This is a genomic window from Pseudomonas sp. JAI120 (genome assembly GCF_014207255.1).
Lineage (GTDB): Bacteria > Pseudomonadota > Gammaproteobacteria > Pseudomonadales > Pseudomonadaceae > Aquipseudomonas.
In genome coordinates, this window is the sequence record NZ_JACHCZ010000003.1 from 342333 (window position 1) to 360032 (window position 17700).

Annotated in this window: 15 protein-coding genes; 2 read left to right on the forward strand and 13 right to left on the reverse strand. The window is 59.3% G+C overall.

All coding sequences use genetic code 11. The annotated features are described in order from the left end of the window. Positions 1–148 precede the first annotated feature (148 nt). From HDC32_RS19090 to HDC32_RS19100, 3 genes are all read right to left on the reverse strand, one after another. Positions 149–1243: a polyamine ABC transporter substrate-binding protein gene (locus HDC32_RS19090; RefSeq protein WP_131697742.1), complete on the reverse strand. Its 1095-nt coding sequence runs from the start codon at positions 1241–1243 to the stop codon at positions 149–151. Positions 1244–1424: 181 nt separating this feature from the next. Beyond that, the gene (locus HDC32_RS19095) at positions 1425–2789 is read right to left on the reverse strand and encodes an aspartate aminotransferase family protein (protein WP_145336938.1); all 1365 of its coding nucleotides are present in this window, start codon (positions 2787–2789) and stop codon (positions 1425–1427) included. A gap of 58 nt (positions 2790–2847) precedes the next feature. Continuing rightward, the gene (locus tag HDC32_RS19100) at positions 2848–4206 is read right to left on the reverse strand and encodes a glutamine synthetase family protein (RefSeq protein WP_003176780.1); all 1359 of its coding nucleotides are present in this window, start codon (positions 4204–4206) and stop codon (positions 2848–2850) included. 597 nt (positions 4207–4803) lie between these two features. Between HDC32_RS19100 and HDC32_RS19105 the strand changes: the two genes are divergently transcribed. Continuing rightward, the gene (locus HDC32_RS19105) at positions 4804–6180 is read left to right on the forward strand and encodes a glutamine synthetase family protein (RefSeq protein ID WP_003213894.1); all 1377 of its coding nucleotides are present in this window, start codon (positions 4804–4806) and stop codon (positions 6178–6180) included. Positions 6181–6383: 203 nt separating this feature from the next. Continuing rightward, complete coding sequence (locus HDC32_RS19110) at positions 6384–7013, forward strand: TetR/AcrR family transcriptional regulator (RefSeq protein WP_184745137.1); 630 nt, start codon at positions 6384–6386, stop codon at positions 7011–7013. 122 nt (positions 7014–7135) lie between these two features. Here HDC32_RS19110 and HDC32_RS19115 read toward each other — a convergent pair whose 3' ends face one another. The 10 genes from HDC32_RS19115 to argE form a co-directional block, all read right to left on the reverse strand. After that, a complete protein-coding gene (locus HDC32_RS19115) occupies positions 7136–7351 on the reverse strand; it encodes a molybdopterin-binding protein (protein ID WP_003176783.1) in 216 nt (71 codons plus the stop codon). Positions 7352–7379: 28 nt separating this feature from the next. Beyond that, positions 7380–8186: an aliphatic sulfonates ABC transporter ATP-binding protein gene (gene ssuB / locus HDC32_RS19120; RefSeq protein ID WP_184745139.1), complete on the reverse strand. Its 807-nt coding sequence runs from the start codon at positions 8184–8186 to the stop codon at positions 7380–7382. Further along, positions 8183–8971: an aliphatic sulfonate ABC transporter permease SsuC gene (ssuC, locus tag HDC32_RS19125; RefSeq protein ID WP_184745141.1), complete on the reverse strand. Its 789-nt coding sequence runs from the start codon at positions 8969–8971 to the stop codon at positions 8183–8185. The genes ssuB and ssuC overlap by 4 nt, the downstream gene beginning before the upstream one ends. A 9-nt stretch (positions 8972–8980) precedes the next feature. Then, positions 8981–10129 carry an FMNH2-dependent alkanesulfonate monooxygenase gene (ssuD, locus tag HDC32_RS19130; RefSeq protein ID WP_184745143.1) on the reverse strand — a complete coding sequence of 383 codons (1149 nt, stop codon included), beginning with the start codon at positions 10127–10129 and terminating at the stop codon, positions 8981–8983. Positions 10130–10154: 25 nt separating this feature from the next. After that, positions 10155–11123: a sulfonate ABC transporter substrate-binding protein gene (locus tag HDC32_RS19135; RefSeq protein WP_027608397.1), complete on the reverse strand. Its 969-nt coding sequence runs from the start codon at positions 11121–11123 to the stop codon at positions 10155–10157. A 99-nt stretch (positions 11124–11222) separates the two neighbouring features. Further along, positions 11223–11816, reverse strand: a complete 594-nt coding sequence (gene ssuE / locus HDC32_RS19140; protein WP_027608396.1) for an NADPH-dependent FMN reductase — start codon at positions 11814–11816, stop codon at positions 11223–11225. A 201-nt stretch (positions 11817–12017) separates the two neighbouring features. Beyond that, the gene (locus tag HDC32_RS19145) at positions 12018–12656 is read right to left on the reverse strand and encodes a peroxiredoxin (protein WP_184745145.1); all 639 of its coding nucleotides are present in this window, start codon (positions 12654–12656) and stop codon (positions 12018–12020) included. Between the two features lie 292 nt (positions 12657–12948). After that, positions 12949–14349 (reverse strand): OprD family porin, encoded by a 1401-nt coding sequence (locus HDC32_RS19150; protein WP_184745147.1) that lies wholly within the window; start codon positions 14347–14349, stop codon positions 12949–12951. Positions 14350–14971: 622 nt separating this feature from the next. After that, positions 14972–16273 carry an amino-acid N-acetyltransferase gene (gene argA / locus HDC32_RS19155; RefSeq protein ID WP_090401578.1) on the reverse strand — a complete coding sequence of 434 codons (1302 nt, stop codon included), beginning with the start codon at positions 16271–16273 and terminating at the stop codon, positions 14972–14974. Positions 16274–16406: 133 nt separating this feature from the next. Further along, positions 16407–17555, reverse strand: coding sequence for an acetylornithine deacetylase (gene argE, locus HDC32_RS19160; protein WP_131697565.1), 1149 nt, complete (start codon positions 17553–17555; stop codon positions 16407–16409). Between the last annotated feature and the right edge of the window lie 145 nt (positions 17556–17700).

Below are 17700 nucleotides of genomic sequence, written 5' to 3' on the forward strand. Positions count from 1 at the left end.
TCCTCTTAAATAGTTGGGCCTTAAAGTTGTTGCCCGGCAACAAAACCGGCGCGCAACTTACCCTCGATAAACCGATCCGGCAAAACTTTCTGTCATTTATTTGTTTCATTAACCACCGCGGGCTGCGCGGTGGTTAACAAAGACCGGTTTATTTACCGGACTTGATCTTGGTCCAGCTGCGTGTCATTTCACGCTGGGTGGCAGCCGGCAAGTCTGCAATGGCGTAGAGCTTGGCTTGCACATCCGCTGGCGGGTAGATGCCCGGGTCATTGGTGATGTCTTTGTCGACCAGTGCGGTGGCCTTCTCGTTACCGTTCGGGAAGCGCACGCTGTTGGTGATCGAAGCCATGACTTCCGGCTTGAGCAGGTAGTTCAAGAACTTATAAGCAGCGTCGACGTTTTCGGCATCTTTAGGGATGGCGACCATGTCGAAGAAGCTACCGGCGCCTTCTTTCGGAATGTCGTAGGCCACCTTGACCTTGCCACCGGCTTCAGCCGCGCGGGACTTGGCCTGCTGGATGTCACCCGAGTAACCCACGGCTACGCAGATGTTGCCGTTGGCCAGGTCGGAGATGTACTTGGACGAGTGGAAGTAGCCGATCGAAGGACGGATTTTCAAGAAGAGCGCTTCGGCCTGCTTGAGGTCTTCTTTCTTCTGGCTGTCGGTTGGCAGGCCCAGGTAATGCAGCGCGATCGGCAGCATTTCGGTCGGCGAGTCGAGGAAGCTCACGCCGCAGCTCTTGAGCTTGGCGATATTTTCAGGCTTGAGCAGCACGTCCCACGAATCGATCTTGTCCACGCCCAGCGCGGCCTTGACCTTGTCCGGGTTGTAGCCGATGCCGATCGAACCCCACATGTACGGGAAAGCATGCTTGTTGTCCGGGTCGCTGACCGACACGGCTTTAAGCAGGGAGGTGTTCAGGTTGCCGTAGTTGGACAGTTTGGACTTGTCCAGCTCCTGGTAGACACCGGCCTTGATCTGCTTGGCGAGGAAGTTGTTCGACGGTACGACGATGTCGTAACCGGACTTGCCTGCCAGCAACTTGGCTTCGAGTGTCTCGTTGCTGTCAAAAACGTCGTACACCACTTTAATGCCCGACTCTTTTTCAAAGTTGGCGATGGTGTCCGGTGCAATGTAGTCGGACCAGTTGTAGACGTGCAGCACTTTATCGTCTGCCTGGGCCGCGCCCGCCATTGCGCCCATCAGGGACAAGGCCAGGAGGGTCTTGCCAGCGTTCTTCAAACCTAATGCCTTCATTTGGTGATGCTCCAATTTTTCTTTTTTGGGCCACGTTCTTTTATGTTCAGCGACCCTTCCAGAGGGCAACAAAACAGGGCGACAGTCTGGCAAGTTCAGGGGCCGGCTTTCAACCAAAGCCCCTACATTTATAACTGCCCGGTGCGCTGCGCACTGAGCCTAGCACTTAGCCCTGCAATGCCGCCAAAGTCAGGTCCAGGCAATGACGAGCCTTGGTCACCAACTCGTCGATTTCAGCCTTGCTGATCACCAGAGGCGGCGAAATGATCATGGTGTCGCCCACGGCACGCATGATCAGGCCATTCTCGAAGCAGAAGGTTCGGCAGATCATGCCTACGCCCCGGCCCTCGTAACGCTTGCGCGTCGCCTTGTCCTGAACCAGCTCAATTGCACCGAGCATGCCGACACCGCGCACTTCCCCCACCAACGGGTGATCCGCCAGCTCCCTCAGACGTTTCTGCAAATACGGTGCCGTTTCGTCGTGGACGCGGTTAACGATTTTTTCATCGCGCATGATGCGGATGTTTTCCAGGGCCACTGCCGCAGCCACCGGGTGGCCGGAGTAGGTGAAGCCGTGGTTGAAATCACCGCCTTCGTTGAGCACGGCCACCACGTCGTCGCGCACGATCAGGCCGCCCATGGGGATGTAACCGGAGGTCAGGCCCTTGGCGATGGTCATCATGTGGGGCTTGAGGTCGTAGAAATCGCTACCGAACCACTCACCGGTACGGCCGAAACCGCAGATCACTTCGTCGGCAACAAACAGGATGTCGTACTTGGCGAGGATTTCCTTGATGCGCGGCCAGTAGCTGTCTGGCGGCACGATCACGCCACCGGCGCCCTGGATCGGCTCGGCAATAAAGGCACCGACGTTGTCCACGCCCAGTTCCAGGATCTTCTCTTCCAGCTGGTTGGCGGCCCAGATCCCGAACTCTTCGGGGCTCATGTCGCCGCCTTCGCCGAACCAGTACGGCTGGGCAATATGGACGATGCCAGGGATCGGCAAGTCGCCCTGTTCGTGCATATAGGTCATGCCGCCCAGGCTGGCGCCAGCCACGGTGGAGCCGTGGTAGCCATTCTTGCGGCTGATGATGGTTTTCTTGTTCGGCTGGCCCTTGATCGCCCAATAGTGGCGGACCATACGCAACATGGTGTCGTTGCCTTCGGAGCCGGAACCGGTGAAGAACACGTGGTTCATGCCGGCAGGCGCGATGTCGGAAATCGCCTTGGCCAACTCCAGTACAGGTGGGTGAGCGGTCTGGAAGAACAGGTTGTAGTACGGCAGTTCTTTCATTTGCTTGGCGGCGGCGTCGGCCAGTTCATCGCGACCGTAACCGATCGCCACGCACCACAGGCCGGCCATGCCGTCGAGGATCTTGTTGCCTTCGCTGTCCCACAGGTAAACGCCGTGGGCTTTGGTGATGATCCGTGGGCCTTTCTCTTTCAATTGCTTGAAGTCGCTGAACGGCGCCAGGTGGTGATCACTGCTCAAGGCTTGCCATTCACGGGTTTGCGGGTTGTTGCTGGACATACCAATCTCCTAGACTTTTCAGTGAAGGGCGCACAGGTTTCCCCGTGCGCCCGGCGCATCAGACGGCGAAGAGCAGGAATTCCCGCTCCCACGAACTGATCACGCGCTTGAAGTTTTCATGCTCGGCCCGCTTGACCGCGACGTAGCCTGTGATGAATTTCTGACCCAGGTATTTCTCGATGGTCTTGCTGTTTTCCATACGCTCCAGGGCGTCTTCGATGGTCAACGGCAGGCGCAGGTTGCGGCGCTCGTAACCACGCCCCACCACCGGGGCGCTCGGGTTATGGCCTTCGACCATACCGATGTAGCCACACAGCAGGCTGGCGGCAATCGCCAGGTACGGGTTGGCGTCGGCGCCCGGCAGGCGGTTTTCCACGCGACGGTTCTGCGGGCCGGCATCCGGGACGCGCAGGCCGACGGTGCGGTTTTCTTCGCCCCACTCCACGTTCACCGGCGCCGAGGTGTCGGGCAGGAAGCGACGGAACGAGTTCACGTTGGGAGCAAACAGCGGCAGCAATTCAGGGATGAACTTCTGCAGGCCGCCAATGTGGTTGAGGAACAGTTGGCTCATGGTCCCGTCTTCGTTAGAGAAGACGTTCTTGCCGGTGGCGATGTCGATGATGCTCTGGTGCAGGTGCATCGCGCTGCCGGGCTCGCCGGTCATCGGCTTGGCCATGAAGGTGGCCGCCACGTCGTGCTTGAGCGCGGCTTCACGCATGGTGCGCTTGAACACCAGGATCTGGTCGGCCAGGGACAAGGCATCACCGTGACGGAAGTTGATTTCCATCTGCGCCGTGCCGTCTTCGTGGATCAGGGTGTCGAGGTCCAGCTCCTGCAGCTCGCACCAGTCATAGACGTCTTCGAACAACGGGTCGAATTCGTTGGCTGCTTCTATAGAGAAGGACTGGCGGCCGGTCTCCGGACGCCCGGAACGACCGATCGGCGGTTGCAGCGGGAAGTCAGGGTCTTCGCAGCGTTTGGTCAGGTAGAACTCCATCTCAGGCGCCACGATGGGCTGCCAGCCTTTGTCGGCGTAGAGCTTGAGGACTTTCTTGAGTACGTTGCGCGGCGACAGCTCGATCGGGTTGCCTTGCTTGTCGTAGGTGTCGTGGATCACCTGGGCGGTCGGCTCGATGGCCCAGGGCACCAGGAACACCGCGTTCTGGTCGGGGCGGCAGATCATGTCGATGTCCGCCGGGTCGAGCAATTCGTAATAGATGTCGTCTTCGACATAGTCGCCGGTCACGGTCTGCAACAGAACGCTCTCGGGCAGGCGCATGCCTTTTTCGGCGATGAACTTGTTGGTCGGCGAGATCTTGCCCCGGGTGATACCGGTCAGGTCGCCAATCATGCATTCGACTTCTGTGATCTTGTGGTCTTTCAACCAATCGGTGAGCTGGTCGAGGTTGTTACTCATAAATGCCTCTGGGCTGGGTTTCCTGGCATCCATTAAAGGCCAGGCGTTGGTTGACGCAGCATCCGCGTCGTTTTTTCGTTCAGGGTAGGAGCTTACCTGCCATTTGCTGCAGCGTTGCATTCCTCAAGCCAAAGTCGTGCAGAATCATGAGCGGCCGCGCAGAAGAGAGCCGGTCAGTGGCAGTCGAAATGGCAAAGAGGAGAGCGGATGGGCCGTCAAGAATATTGGCCGGTGCGTGGGCATTCACGCGGGACGAACGGACTGCGGACAAAGCCTGGCTGAAGCAGGCTGAGACGCCGAGTGGCGGCAGGCGAGACATGAAGCACCCCGGTATTATTGCTGTTATGGGTTTGAATCGAGCTTAGCCTTGTTCATTTTTTTACACAACACCCCCGTAAAAAATACAACACGGCCCGCTCAAGCCTGCGAGTCCCAAGCCCGTCAACCCGAAAAAAACGCCCCAAAAAGCCCCAAAAATGCCGTCACGGCGCTTTTTTAGGGCAAAAAAGGCCTCGCTTGACTTCGGCATGCCGTTCGGGTTGACTGAAACCAGAAAAGATCAATGATTGATATTTTTAACAACAAAGGTGTTGCATCATGTCGGTACCCCCGCGTGCCGTTCAGCTTAACGAAGCGAACGCGTTCCTTAAGGATCATCCTGAGGTTCTGTACGTAGACCTTCTAATTGCGGATATGAATGGTGTGGTGCGCGGTAAGCGCATCGAACGCACCAGCCTCCACAAGGTTTACGAGAAGGGCATTAACCTGCCTGCCTCTTTATTTGCCCTGGATATCAATGGCTCGACGGTGGAAAGCACCGGCCTGGGCCTGGACATCGGTGATGCTGACCGAATCTGTTATCCGATCCCTGACACCCTGTGCAATGAACCTTGGCAAAAGCGCCCTACCGCGCAACTGCTGATGACCATGCACGAACTTGAAGGTGAACCTTTCTTCGCCGATCCGCGCGAAGTGCTCCGCCAAGTTGTAAGCAAGTTTGACGACCTCGGTCTGACCATCTGCGCCGCCTTCGAGCTTGAGTTCTACCTGATCGACCAGGAGAACGTGAACGGCCGCCCACAACCGCCCCGCTCGCCGATCTCCGGCAAACGCCCGCACTCGACACAGGTCTACCTGATCGACGACCTCGACGAATACGTCGACTGCCTCCAGGACATCCTGGAAGGTGCCAAAGAGCAAGGCATCCCGGCCGACGCCATCGTCAAGGAAAGTGCCCCGGCGCAGTTCGAAGTGAACCTGCACCACGTGGCCGACCCAATCAAGGCCTGCGACTACGCAGTACTGCTCAAGCGCCTGATCAAGAACATCGCCTACGACCATGAGATGGATACCACCTTCATGGCCAAGCCTTACCCAGGCCAGGCAGGTAACGGTTTGCACGTACACATCTCGATCCTGGACAAGGACGGCAAGAACATCTTTGCCAGCGAGGATCCCGAGCAGAACGCCGCATTGCGTCACGCGATCGGCGGTGTGCTCGAGACCCTACCCGCCCAAATGGCGTTCCTGTGCCCTAACGTCAACTCCTACCGTCGTTTCGGCGCACAGTTCTACGTGCCGAACTCGCCGTGCTGGGGCCTGGACAACCGCACCGTGGCGATTCGCGTACCGACCGGCTCGTCCGACGCCGTACGGATCGAACACCGTGTGGCCGGTGCCGACGCCAACCCTTACCTGCTGATGGCTTCGGTCCTGGCAGGCGTGCACCACGGTCTGACCAACAAGATCGAACCGGGCGCACCCGTGGAAGGCAACAGCTACGAGCAGAACGAACAGAGCCTGCCGAACAACCTGCGCGATGCCCTGCGCGAGTTGGACGACAGCGAGGTGATGGCCAAGTACATCGATCCTAAATACATCGATATCTTCGTCGCCTGTAAGGAAAGTGAGCTGGAGGAGTTCGAACACTCCATCTCCGACCTTGAGTACAACTGGTACCTGCATACCGTGTAAGCGGTTGCTGCATTGAAAAAACGCTGCGGGCCTTTGGCCTGTGGCGTTTTTTTATGGGTTTCTTCCGGTAGATCGAGTTGGCCTCATCGGGGGCAAGCCCCCTCCCACATTTGAATGTATTCACAGATCAAAGTGTGGGAGGGGTCTGGAAGACAACACTCCTTCCTGCTCATACAATGCCCGCTGCCTTGTAGGAGACTTCCATGCCCACCCGCCCCGCTGCCCCTCGCAAACCCCGTGCCCGCAGCCAGGCGCGGATCGACGCGATTCTCGATGCCGCCCGCACCTTGCTGGCCGCCGAAGGCGTGGCGAGTTTGTCGATCTACAGCGTGGCCGAGCGCGCGCAGATTCCGCCGTCGTCGGTGTATCACTTTTTCGCCGGTGTGCCGGCGCTGCTGGAGGCGTTGACGGCGGATGTGCATGCCGCATTTCGTGCGGCCATCCAGGCGCCCATCGACCACGATTCACTCAAGCATTGGCGCGATCTGTCCTACATCGTCGAACAACGCATGCTCACCATCTACGATCAGGACGCCGCCGCGCGCCAGTTGATCCTGGCGCAGCATGGCCTCACCGAAGTGACCCAGGCCGACCGCCAGCATGATCTGGAACTGGGCGATCTGATGTTCAAGGTGTTCAACCGCCATTTCGAAGTGCCGACACTGCCCAGCGATGTGGATGTGTTCGCCCTGGCGCTGGAGCTGACCGACCGCGTGTATGCGCGCTCGGTGCATCAGCATGGGCTGATCACGCCGCGTATGGCGGAGGAAGGGATGCGGGTTTTTGATGCGTACGTGGGGCTGTATTTGCCAGCGTATCTGCCTAAGCGCTGAATCCTGGGTTGGCTGGGCCGGCCGTCATCGGGGGCAAGCCCCCTGCCACATTTTGAATGTGTTCACAGATCAATATGTGGGAGGGGGCTTGCCCCCGATGACGGCCTCAAGAGCGACGTAAATCACAACTTGGCGATCGACACCTCAGTCGACTTCACGAAGGCAATCACTTCACTGCCGATCACCAGCTCCAGCTCTTTGACCGAGCGGGTGGTGATCACGGAAGTGACGATACCGGACGCGGTCTGCACGTCGATTTCCGACAGCACATCGCCGACTACGATTTCCTTGATGGTGCCTTTGAACTGGTTACGCACGTTGATGGCTTTAATAGTCATGGTGTTCTTCCTTCTCGGGACAAGTGAGTTATTGAGCCCAACGCAATTGCGTAGGCAGCGGTGAAACAGGTTCGGGGTCCGGCGGCGTACCGGGCAACGACAGCACACGGTTGAGCACTTCGGCTTCCAGCGCGGCCAGGCGATGTGAACCACGGGCCCGTGGGCGCGGCAGATCGACGATCAGGTCGAGGCCGATTTCGCCGTCTTCGATCAGGATTACCCGGTCGGCAATGGCCACGGCTTCGCTGACGTCATGGGTCACCAGCAACACGGTGAAACCGTGCTTTTGCCAAAGGTTTTCGATCAGTTGCTGCATCTCGATGCGGGTCAGGGCGTCCAACGCACCCAGCGGCTCATCCAGCAGCAGCAAGCGCGGCTGGTGGATCAGCGCGCGAGCCAGGGCCACGCGTTGCTTCTGGCCACCGGACAAGGCCGCCGGCCACTCATTGGCACGTTCGGCCAGGCCGACCGCTTCCAGGGCTTCCAAGGCTTTAGGGCGCCAGTTGCCTTTGAGGCCCAAGCCGACGTTGTCGATGATCTTTTTCCACGGCAGCAGGCGCGCTTCCTGGAACATCAACCGCGTGTCTTCAATCGCCTCGCTCAGCGGCGCCGAACCGGCCAGCAGCTCGCCGCCGCTGGCTTTGTCCAGGCCGGCCAACAAGCGCAGTAACGTACTTTTACCGCAGCCACTGCGACCGACCACGGCCACGAACTGGCCCGCCGGAATGTGCAGATCGATTTCCTTGAGCACTTCCCGCGCGCCGAAGGCCTTGCGCAATTTGTGCACCGCCAGGGGAATCCCTTTCAGCAGGCGCGGAGGTTGTTGAGCGGTCATACCGCACCTCCTTTATTGACTTGATACGCCGGGTGCCAGCGCAGCCAAACACGTTCCAGACCGCGAGCGGCCAGGTCGGCCAGTTTGCCGAGGATGGCGTACATCACGATGGCCAACACCACTACGTCGGTTTGCAGGAATTCGCGGGCGTTCATCGCCAGGTAACCAATGCCGGAGCTGGCAGAGATGGTTTCCGCCACGATCAGCGTCAGCCACATAAAGCCCAGGGCAAAGCGCACGCCCACCAGGATCGACGGCAGCGCGCCCGGCAGGATCACTTGCCAGAACAGGCTGAAGCCGGACAAGCCATAGCTGCGCGACATTTCCACCAGAGCCGGGTCGACGTTGCGGATGCCGTGGTAAGTGTTGAGGTAGATCGGGAACAGCGTGCCGAGGGCCACCAGGAAAATCTTTGCGGTCTCATCGATGCCGAACCACAGGATCACCAGCGGAATCAGCGCCAAATGCGGCACGTTGCGGATCATCTGCACCGAGCTGTCCAGCAGGCGTTCGCCCCACGTCGACAGGCCGGTGATAAATCCCAGCGCCAGGCCGATGCTGCCACCGATCACAAAGCCCAGGCCGGCCCGCCAGCCACTGATAGCCAGGTGCGTCCAGATTTCGCCGCTGCGCACCAGGTTGACCCCGGCCTCAATCACCGCGCTGGGCGCCGGCAGAATACGCGTCGACAACCAGCCCGCCGACACCGATAACTGCCACACCGCCAACAACAGAATCGGCAGCACCCAAGGCGCGACGCGATGGCTCAATTTCTCAAAATTCATGGCGCCGCCTCAGCTCTGTGACGCAGCTTTGGGAAGGATGTCGTTGGCGACCATTTCGCCGAACGGGCTCACGTAACCGGCGCTTTTCGGCAACTCTGGACGTTCGATATCCAGGTGCGGGAACAGCAGCTCGGCAACCCGATACGACTCTTCCAGGTGTGGATAACCGGAGAAGATGAAGGTGTCGATGCCCAGCGCTGAGTACTCCTTGACCCGTTCTGCAACCGTCGGACCATCGCCCACCAGCGCGGTGCCCGCACCGCCACGCACCAAACCGACGCCGGCCCACAGGTTGGGGCTGACTTCCAGGTTATCGCGGTTACCGCCATGCAAGGCCGCCATGCGCTGCTGGCCGACGGAATCGAAGCGCGCCAGGGAAGCCTGGGCACGGGCGATGGTGTCGTCGTCCAGATGGGAGATCAGTTTGTCGGCGGCTTTCCAGGCTTCATCGTTGGTTTCGCGCACGATCACATGCAGACGAATACCAAAGCGCACGGTGCGTCCGAGTTTCGCTGCCTTGGCCCGCACCTGTTCGATCTTCTCGGCGACTGCGGCCGGTGGCTCGCCCCAGGTCAGCACCATCTCCACTTGTTCGGCGGCCAGGTCCTGGGCCGCTTCGGAGGAACCGCCGAAGTACAGCGGCGGGCGTGGTTGCTGGATCGGTGGGTAGAGCAACTTGGCGCCTTTGACGCTGATGTGCTCGCCGTCGTAATCCACGGTTTCGCCTTCCAGCACGCGGCGCCAGATGCGGGTGAATTCCACCGAAGCCTGGTAGCGCTCTTCATGACTGAGGAACAAGCCATCGCCGGCCAACTCTTCCGGGTCACCACCGGTCACCAGGTTGAACAGCGCGCGGCCGCCGGACAGGCGGTCCAGGGTCGCGGCCTGGCGCGCCGCCACCGTCGGGGAAATGATCCCGGGGCGCAGTGCGACAAGAAATTTCAAACGCTGGGTCACCGGGATCAGCGAGGCGGCCACCAACCACGAGTCTTCGCAGGAACGACCGGTGGGGATCAGCACCCCGCCGAATCCCAGGCGGTCAGCGGCCTGGGCCACTTGCTGCAGATAACCGTGATCAACAGCGCGAGCGCCTTCGGCGGTGCCAAGGTAATGGCCGTCGCCGTGGGTAGGCAGGAACCAGAAAATAGTGAGGCTCATGGAGTTGTCTCCTGAAGAAATCGGATTACGGCGCTTTAGCCACGGCAGCAGGTGGCGTCCAGATCACGTCCTTGATGCTCAAGGGCTTGGGGATCAATTTGAGTTGGTAGAAGCTGTCGGCGATTTTCTGCTGGGCCGCCACCACTTCCGGGGTCAGGAACAGCGCGCCGTAGCCCTGGCGTTTTACCGAGGTCAGGGTGATGTCAGCCGGCAGGCCGAGCAGTGGTGCGACCTGCTCGGTCACTTCCTGAGGGTTGGCCTTGGACCACTCGCCCACCGCACGCACTTCTTCGATCAGCGCCTTGACCACTTCAGGGTGTTTTTCGGCGTACGGCTTGGTGGCCAGGTAGAACTGGTGGTTGTCGGCGATGCCGGTGCCGTCACGCAGGGTGCGCGCTTGCAGTTGTTTCTCGGCGGCGGCCTGGTACGGGTCCCAGATCACCCACGCATCCACGCTGCCACGCTCGAAGGCGGCACGGGCATCGGCGGGCGGCAGGAAGACGGTCTGCACGTCGGTGTATTTCAGGCCGGCGTCTTCCAGGGCACGCACCAGCAGGTAGTGCACGTTGGAGCCTTTGTTGAGCACGACTTTCTTGCCCTTGAGCTCGGCCACCGATTTGATCGTCGAGTCTTTCGGCACCAGGATCGCTTCACTGGTGGGCGCTGGCGGCTCGTAGGCCACATAGAGCAGGTCGGCACCGGCGGCCTGGGCGAAGACCGGCGGGGTTTCGCCGGTGACACCGAAGTCGATGGAGCCGACGTTCAGGCCTTCGAGCAGTTGCGGGCCGCCGGGAAACTCGGTCCATTGCACCTGCACACCTTGGGCGGCCAGGCGTTTTTCCAGGGTGCCCTTGGCCTTGAGCAGCACCAGGGTTCCGTATTTCTGGTAACCGATCCGCAGGGTCTCGGCGGCTTGAGCCTGAACGATGGCGCCGAAGGACACAGCCGCAGCAAACAGTGCGACCAGACCACGACGCAAGATGACAGTGCGCATGGCGCTCTCTCCAAATAGTGCGATGAGGGGGTTGGCTGCACCTGCTTGGCCGTTGGCGGCTGAGTAAGGTGAGTACATCTATATAGCGGTGAGGCTTACTTAAATGCTCCAGCGAGCACTCAACAAACGTTCATTCAACACATGCGGGTCCAGCGGTTTCGGACGACGGGCCATGGCGCCATAAAGCGTCTCCAGGGCTTCGTGCAAACGGTGTTCGAGGACCGGCACCAGTTGCGCCTGGGCACTGCCTTCGCCGTAGGCGATCTGGCTGTCTTCGGCGAAAATCCCGTGGAGCAGTTCCTGGGCTTTGAGGGCCGACAATACCGGCTTCAAGGCGTAATCCACCGCCAGCATGTGGGCGATGCTGCCGCCGGTCGCCATCGGCAGCACAACCTTGTGGGCCAGGGCGCGTTCGGGCAGCAGGTCCAGCACGGTTTTCAACGCGCCGGAGAACGACGCCTTGTACACCGGCGTGGCGATCACCAGGCCATCCGCGTTAGCCACCTGTTGCAGCAGGTCAATGACCTTGGGGCTGTCGAAGCGCGCATGCAGCAAGTCTTCAGCCGGGAAGTCCCGTATCTGGTAACTCACCACTTCAACGCCTTTGTCTTGCAACCACTGACGGGTTTTTTCCAGCAAGACCCCGGAGCGGGAACGCTGGCTGGGACTGCCTCCAAGTGTTACGACCAACATGCAGGAATTCCTTGAGCAAGTGCCGGCGGTTCGCTGTGTGGCGATAGCGCCAAGATGGAACAGACCTTAGCAGCAGATTTATATATCTATAAATCTTATTTTTTCATTTGTTTATTCTTTAAATGCATATACAGATTCTGAGTCTTTAGGCGAAAAAAAAGGCCGTAAACACGGCCTGAAAACCCCAGTTGTGATTCAGTTTCACCGATTGGGTTGTGGAGTAAGCCGCAGGTAGGGCTTCACCGCCCGATAACCCTTCGGAAAGCGCTTCTTGATCTCTTCCTCATCCTTGAGCGACGGCACGATCACCACTTCGTCACCGTCCTGCCAGTTGGCGGGGGTTGCGACTTTGTAGTTGTCGGTCAGTTGCAGCGAGTCGATGACCCGCAGGATTTCGTGGAAGTTACGGCCGGTGCTGGCCGGGTAGGTGATGGTCAGGCGGATCTTCTTGTTCGGGTCGATCACGAACAAGGAACGCACGGTGAGGGTGTCACTGGCGTTCGGGTGGATCAGGTCGTAGAGGTCCGAAACCTTGCGGTCGGCGTCGGCCAGGATCGGGAAATTGACGACGGTGTCCTGGGTTTCGTTGATGTCTTCGATCCACTTGTGGTGCGAGTCCACCGGGTCCACCGACAGGGCGATGGCCTTGACGCCGCGCTTGGCGAACTCGTCCTTGAGCTTGGCGGTAAAGCCCAGCTCCGTGGTGCACACCGGGGTGAAGTCCGCCGGGTGGGAAAACAACACACCCCAACTGTCGCCCAGCCATTCGTGGAAACGAATCTTGCCAGCGCTGGAATCCTGTTCGAAGTCGGGGGCGATGTCGCCCAGTCTTAGGCTCATGGTGTGGCTCCTGGTGAGTGCTTATGGAGCCCACTGTGCATGGATTACGGGTTATTTAAAAAGAATAAATATCGATTTATCTAGACGATAAAGGAATATTAAAAATGTGTTCATTGGACGTGGGAAATGGGGAGGCGCACCATCGGTTCCAAGGTTCGAGAAGGCCTTGAGACGCTGTACAAAGAGGGGTTCAGGAAGGGCTTGCGGGGGTTTAGCCCGACTTGAAATGCAAGACACCTTGCCCGGCAGTGCGCCGGGCAAGGTTTTACGGTCTTACAACAGCGTCACGCTACTAGAACAGTGGCAGCGAGTAGCTGACGATCAGGCGGTTTTCGTCCTGGTTACGCTGGCCAGCAATGTCGTTGCGCCACATGGCATTTTTCCATGCTACACCGACGTTCTTCAGCGGGCCTTCTGGTACGACGTAGGCAACAGTGATGTCACGTTCCCACTCGTTCGCGCCATTAGAGTTTGTTTGGACCTGAGCAACACCAACTCGGCCGCGGGTATCGATATTGTCGCCACGCAGGTAAACCACACCAGCGGTCAATCCAGGTACGCCAATCTTGGCGAAGTCATATGCGTAGCGAGCTTGCCAGGTACGTTCGCCAGCGCGGGCAAACTTGGCGATCTGCGAGTCAGTGGTCAGGTAGGCCGACGCACCATCACCTTGGTTCAGGAACGGGAAGTCACTGTCGCCGTTGCTGACCTGGTAACCACCACCGAAGGTGTGACCCGCCACCGAGTACAGGAACAGGCCGCTGTACAGGTTGTTGTCGACTTTACCTTTGGTGATGTTGTTACCCGCAGCGTTAGTGCCGTAGTCACCGCTGGTGAAGTAGTTGGCGTCGTTGCTGTTGTTACCATCAGCGCGGCTGTTGAAGTAGCGCAGGTCGGTTTTCAACACGCCAGGACCTATGGCCCAGTTGTGCAGCAGGCCCAGGAAGTGTTGCTTGTAGAACTGATCCAGATTGCCGTAGTAGTACTGGGCAGTCAGGTCTTTGGTGATTTTGTAGTCACCACCGGCGTAGTAGAACTTGTTGCTGTCGCGACCAGAGGCCGTACGACCGTTGGCACCTGCGAGAGACAGGTTCTCGACGTTGCTGGAGTTACGACCCTTGGCCTTTTCGATCTGACCGGCAACCAGCGTCAGGTCCTTGATGTCGTTAGTGGTGATCTGGCCACCCTGGAAAGTCTGCGGCAGCATACGACCATCGTTGGTGATGATTACCGGCAGCTTAGGCTGCAAAGTACCCAACTTCAGTTCGGTCTGGGAAATCTTGGCTTTAGCGGTCAGGCCCAGGCTGGAGTAGTTATCAACGGCTTCGCCATTGGACTTGCTCGGGAAAACCGTGCCGCCGTAAGAGCCAGCGTTGCCAGTCGATGCCGCGGTGGCGCCGTTGGTGCCGCCGCCCGAATCCAGACGCACGCCCAGCAGGCCGATAGCGTCAAGACCAAAGCCTACGGTGCCTTGGGTGTAACCGGAGATGAAGCGCAGGTCGAAAGCTTGGCCCCACTCTTCCGACTTGTTCTGCGCGCCGGCCGCTTTAGTAGCGTCGTCACGGTTATCAGTGTTGATGTAGAAGTTACGCAGACCCAGTGTGGCCTTGCTGTCTTCGATGAAACCGGCAGCGCCCGCTTGCTGAGCGATTACGCCCAAAGCTACAGACAGTGCCAAGGTGGACTTCTTCATGTACCGCTCCTCTCATTTCTAATTTTTGTATTTCTTTGGTCTCGGGTCTGACGCCCTTGATCCACAGATGCGCGATTAGCACCGGATAGTGACTGCCAAGTCAATCGTAACCTTGTGTGTCTACTACCTTCGTCTAACCACCGTTGATTTGGTCCCTGCAGGGTAATGAGTTTTTCATACACCCAAAAAGAATTATTTCATTCTTTTTAATACGATTCAGGAATAAGCCATTCCGTGATGCGGACAGGCGAGCATAGACCATCTGCTCCACAAGCTAATTCCTAAAGGGTATTTGTTAGCGCTTTTTTAGAACGATTAGTGTTGACGCTCTGCTGCATACGTCACCCACGATCAAAAAGGCGACGCCATCATGGCCAAAGGCACATCCTCTCGTCAATTTGTTACAGTTTTTGTGTCACTAATAGTTTCTTTTGCTGTCCAAGCCGCCCATTCGACGATTCAGGTGTGTGGAACTCCCACAATCTACCCATAGCCGCCATCCTGTTATCGGCGTCAGATCAAGAATGCTTAAACTTTAGTCGTGCGTGACGGCACGCCAGATTGGCCTGCGACGCGGGCAGGCTCTTACACGAGCCTGCTCATTGACTTGGGAGGTAGGGCTTTACAAGGCCTTCTCGAAAATCTTCGAGTTACGCTGGTAGTTGTACAGCGAGGCCCGCGCCGACGGCAGGCGATCAACGCTGCTCGGCACAAAGCCGCGCTCACGGAACCAGTGGGCAGTCCGCGTGGTAAGTACGAACAAGGTCTTCAAACCCTGCGCCCGGGCACGGGTTTCGATACGCTCCAGCAGCTCATCACCACGCCCGCCATGGCGGTACTCCGGGTTCACCGCCAGGCACGCCAGCTCACCCGCGTCCGAATCGGCGATCTGATACAACGCCGCACAGGCGATGATCATGCCTTCGCGCTCCACCACGCTGAACTGCTCGATCTCACGTTCGAGCACTTCCCGCGAACGGCGTACCAGGATGCCCTGCTCTTCCAGCGGGCTGATCAGGTCGAGCAAACCGCCGACGTCTTCAATCGCCGCCTCGCGCACCAGTTCGAATTGCTCCTGAGCCACCAGCGTACCGCCGCCATCGCGGGTAAACAGCTCGGTGAGCAAGGCGCCATCTTCGGCGTAGCTGACGATATGGCTGCGCCCTACCCCACCCCGGCAGGCCTGGGCGGCCGCATCGAGCAATTCGGACTGGTAGTTGCTGCTGCCCAGGCGTTGCAGATGCGCCGGTACTTGTTGCGGGCGCAGTTCGCGCACCAGACGGCCGTTTTCATCGATCAGGCCGAGATCGGCGCCGAACAGCAGCAGCTTGTCGGCCCCCAAGTCGATGGCGGCGCGGGTGGCGACGTCTTCGCAGGCCAGGTTGAAGATCTCACCCGTAGGCGAATAGCCCAGGGGTGACAACAGCACAATGGAGCGCTCATCCAGCAGGCGGTTGATGCCCTTGCGGTCGACCCGGCGCACTTCGCCGGTGTGGTGGTAATCCACACCTTCAAGCACGCCAATAGGCCGCGCGGTCACCAGGTTGCCGCTGGCCACCCGTAGGCGCGAGCCCTGCATCGGCGACGAGGCCATGTCCATCGACAAGCGCGCTTCGATGGCGATACGCAGGTGGCCAACCGCGTCGATCACACACTCCAGCGTCGCGGCATCGGTGATGCGCATGCCTTCGTGGTAAGTCGGGATCAGGCCGCGCGCTTCAAGGCGCGCTTCGATCTGAGGGCGCGAACCGTGCACCAGCACCAGGCGCACGCCCAGGCTGTGGAGCAGCACCAGGTCGTGGACGATATTGCCGAAGTTCGGATGATCCACACCGTCGCCGGGCAACATGACCACAAAGGTGCAGTCGCGGTGGGCGTTGATGTAGGGCGAAGCGTGACGAAGCCAATTAACGTAGTCGGGCATGGAACCTGGGCCTGTAATAAAAAGCAGCCGAAAAAGGATGAGTCGTGAAAACGCACAGCGGGCTGATGGTTATCGTCGGAACAGGCTTGGCGACACGCTCGCTCTCCTTATGTACGAATGGACAGGGGTTAATTTACGCAGGTTTCAGGCAGTAATGTTCGATCAGTTCCCGCAATAGACGCACTGTAGGCGTCAAGCGTGACATTTCGAGGTACTCGCCAGGTTGATGGGCACAGGCGATGTCGCCAGGCCCCAGCACCAGGGTTTCACAACCAAGGCGCTGAAGATAAGGCGCTTCGGTGCCGAACGCTACTGCTTCGGCACGATGACCGGTCAATCGTTCCGCGACCCGCACCAACTCGGCGTCTTCGGCCTGTTCGAACGGCGGCACGGCGGGGAATAACGGCGCGTAGTCGATCTTGACTTTATGGCGTTCGGCCAGCGGTTCGAGCTTTTGCCGGATAGCCGCACGCAGCACTTCGGGATCCATGCCCGGCAAGGGCCGCAGGTCGAATTCCAGGGAGCACTGGCCACAGATGCGGTTGGGGTTGTCGCCGCCATGGATACAGCCGAAGTTCATGGTCGGTTGCGGCACGCTGAATTGTGCATTGCGGTACTCGCGCTGCCAGGCCAGGCGCAGGCCGCGCAGCTCACCGATGGCGTCGTGCATGGCTTCCAGGGCGCTGTGGCCCAGGCTTGGATCCGACGAATGGCCACTTTGGCCGAGAATGTCGATGCGCTCCATCATCACGCCTTTATGCAGGCGGATCGGCTTGAGGCCGGTCGGTTCGCCGATCACCGCCGCGCGGCCCAGCGGGCGCCCGGCTTCGGCCAATGCCCGGGCACCGGACATGGAGCTTTCTTCATCGCAGGTGGCGAGGATCAGCAACGGCTGCTTGAACGGCTGATCCAGCAGCGGCAACACCGCTTCAATCGCCAGCGCGAAAAAGCCCTTCATGTCGCAACTACCCAATCCTACCCAACGGCCGTCGACTTCCGTCAGCTTGAGCGGATCGGTCTTCCACAACGCCGCGTCATAAGGAACGGTATCGCTATGGCCGGCCAACACCAGACCGCCGGGGCCAGTGCCGAAACTGGCCAGCAGGTTGAATTTGCCGGGGCTGACGGACTGGATGTCGATGGAGAACCCCAGGTCGCCCAACCAACTGGCGAGCAGATCGATCACCGGGCGGTTAGTCTGGTCGAGAGACGCTTGGGTGCAACTGACCGAAGGCGCGGCAATCAGCGCGGCGAACTGCTCTTTCATGGACGGTAACGGCATGCGCGGTCTCCCTACTTCCCGGACGAGCCCCCACTATAGAGCCATCTGCACGACACAATAAACCGTTGCGGCGCGTTGCCGGGCTCAGTCCTGTACACTGCACGACCTTGGCAGCCACTCTTTTTCCCGGCTGCGCTCCCGATCC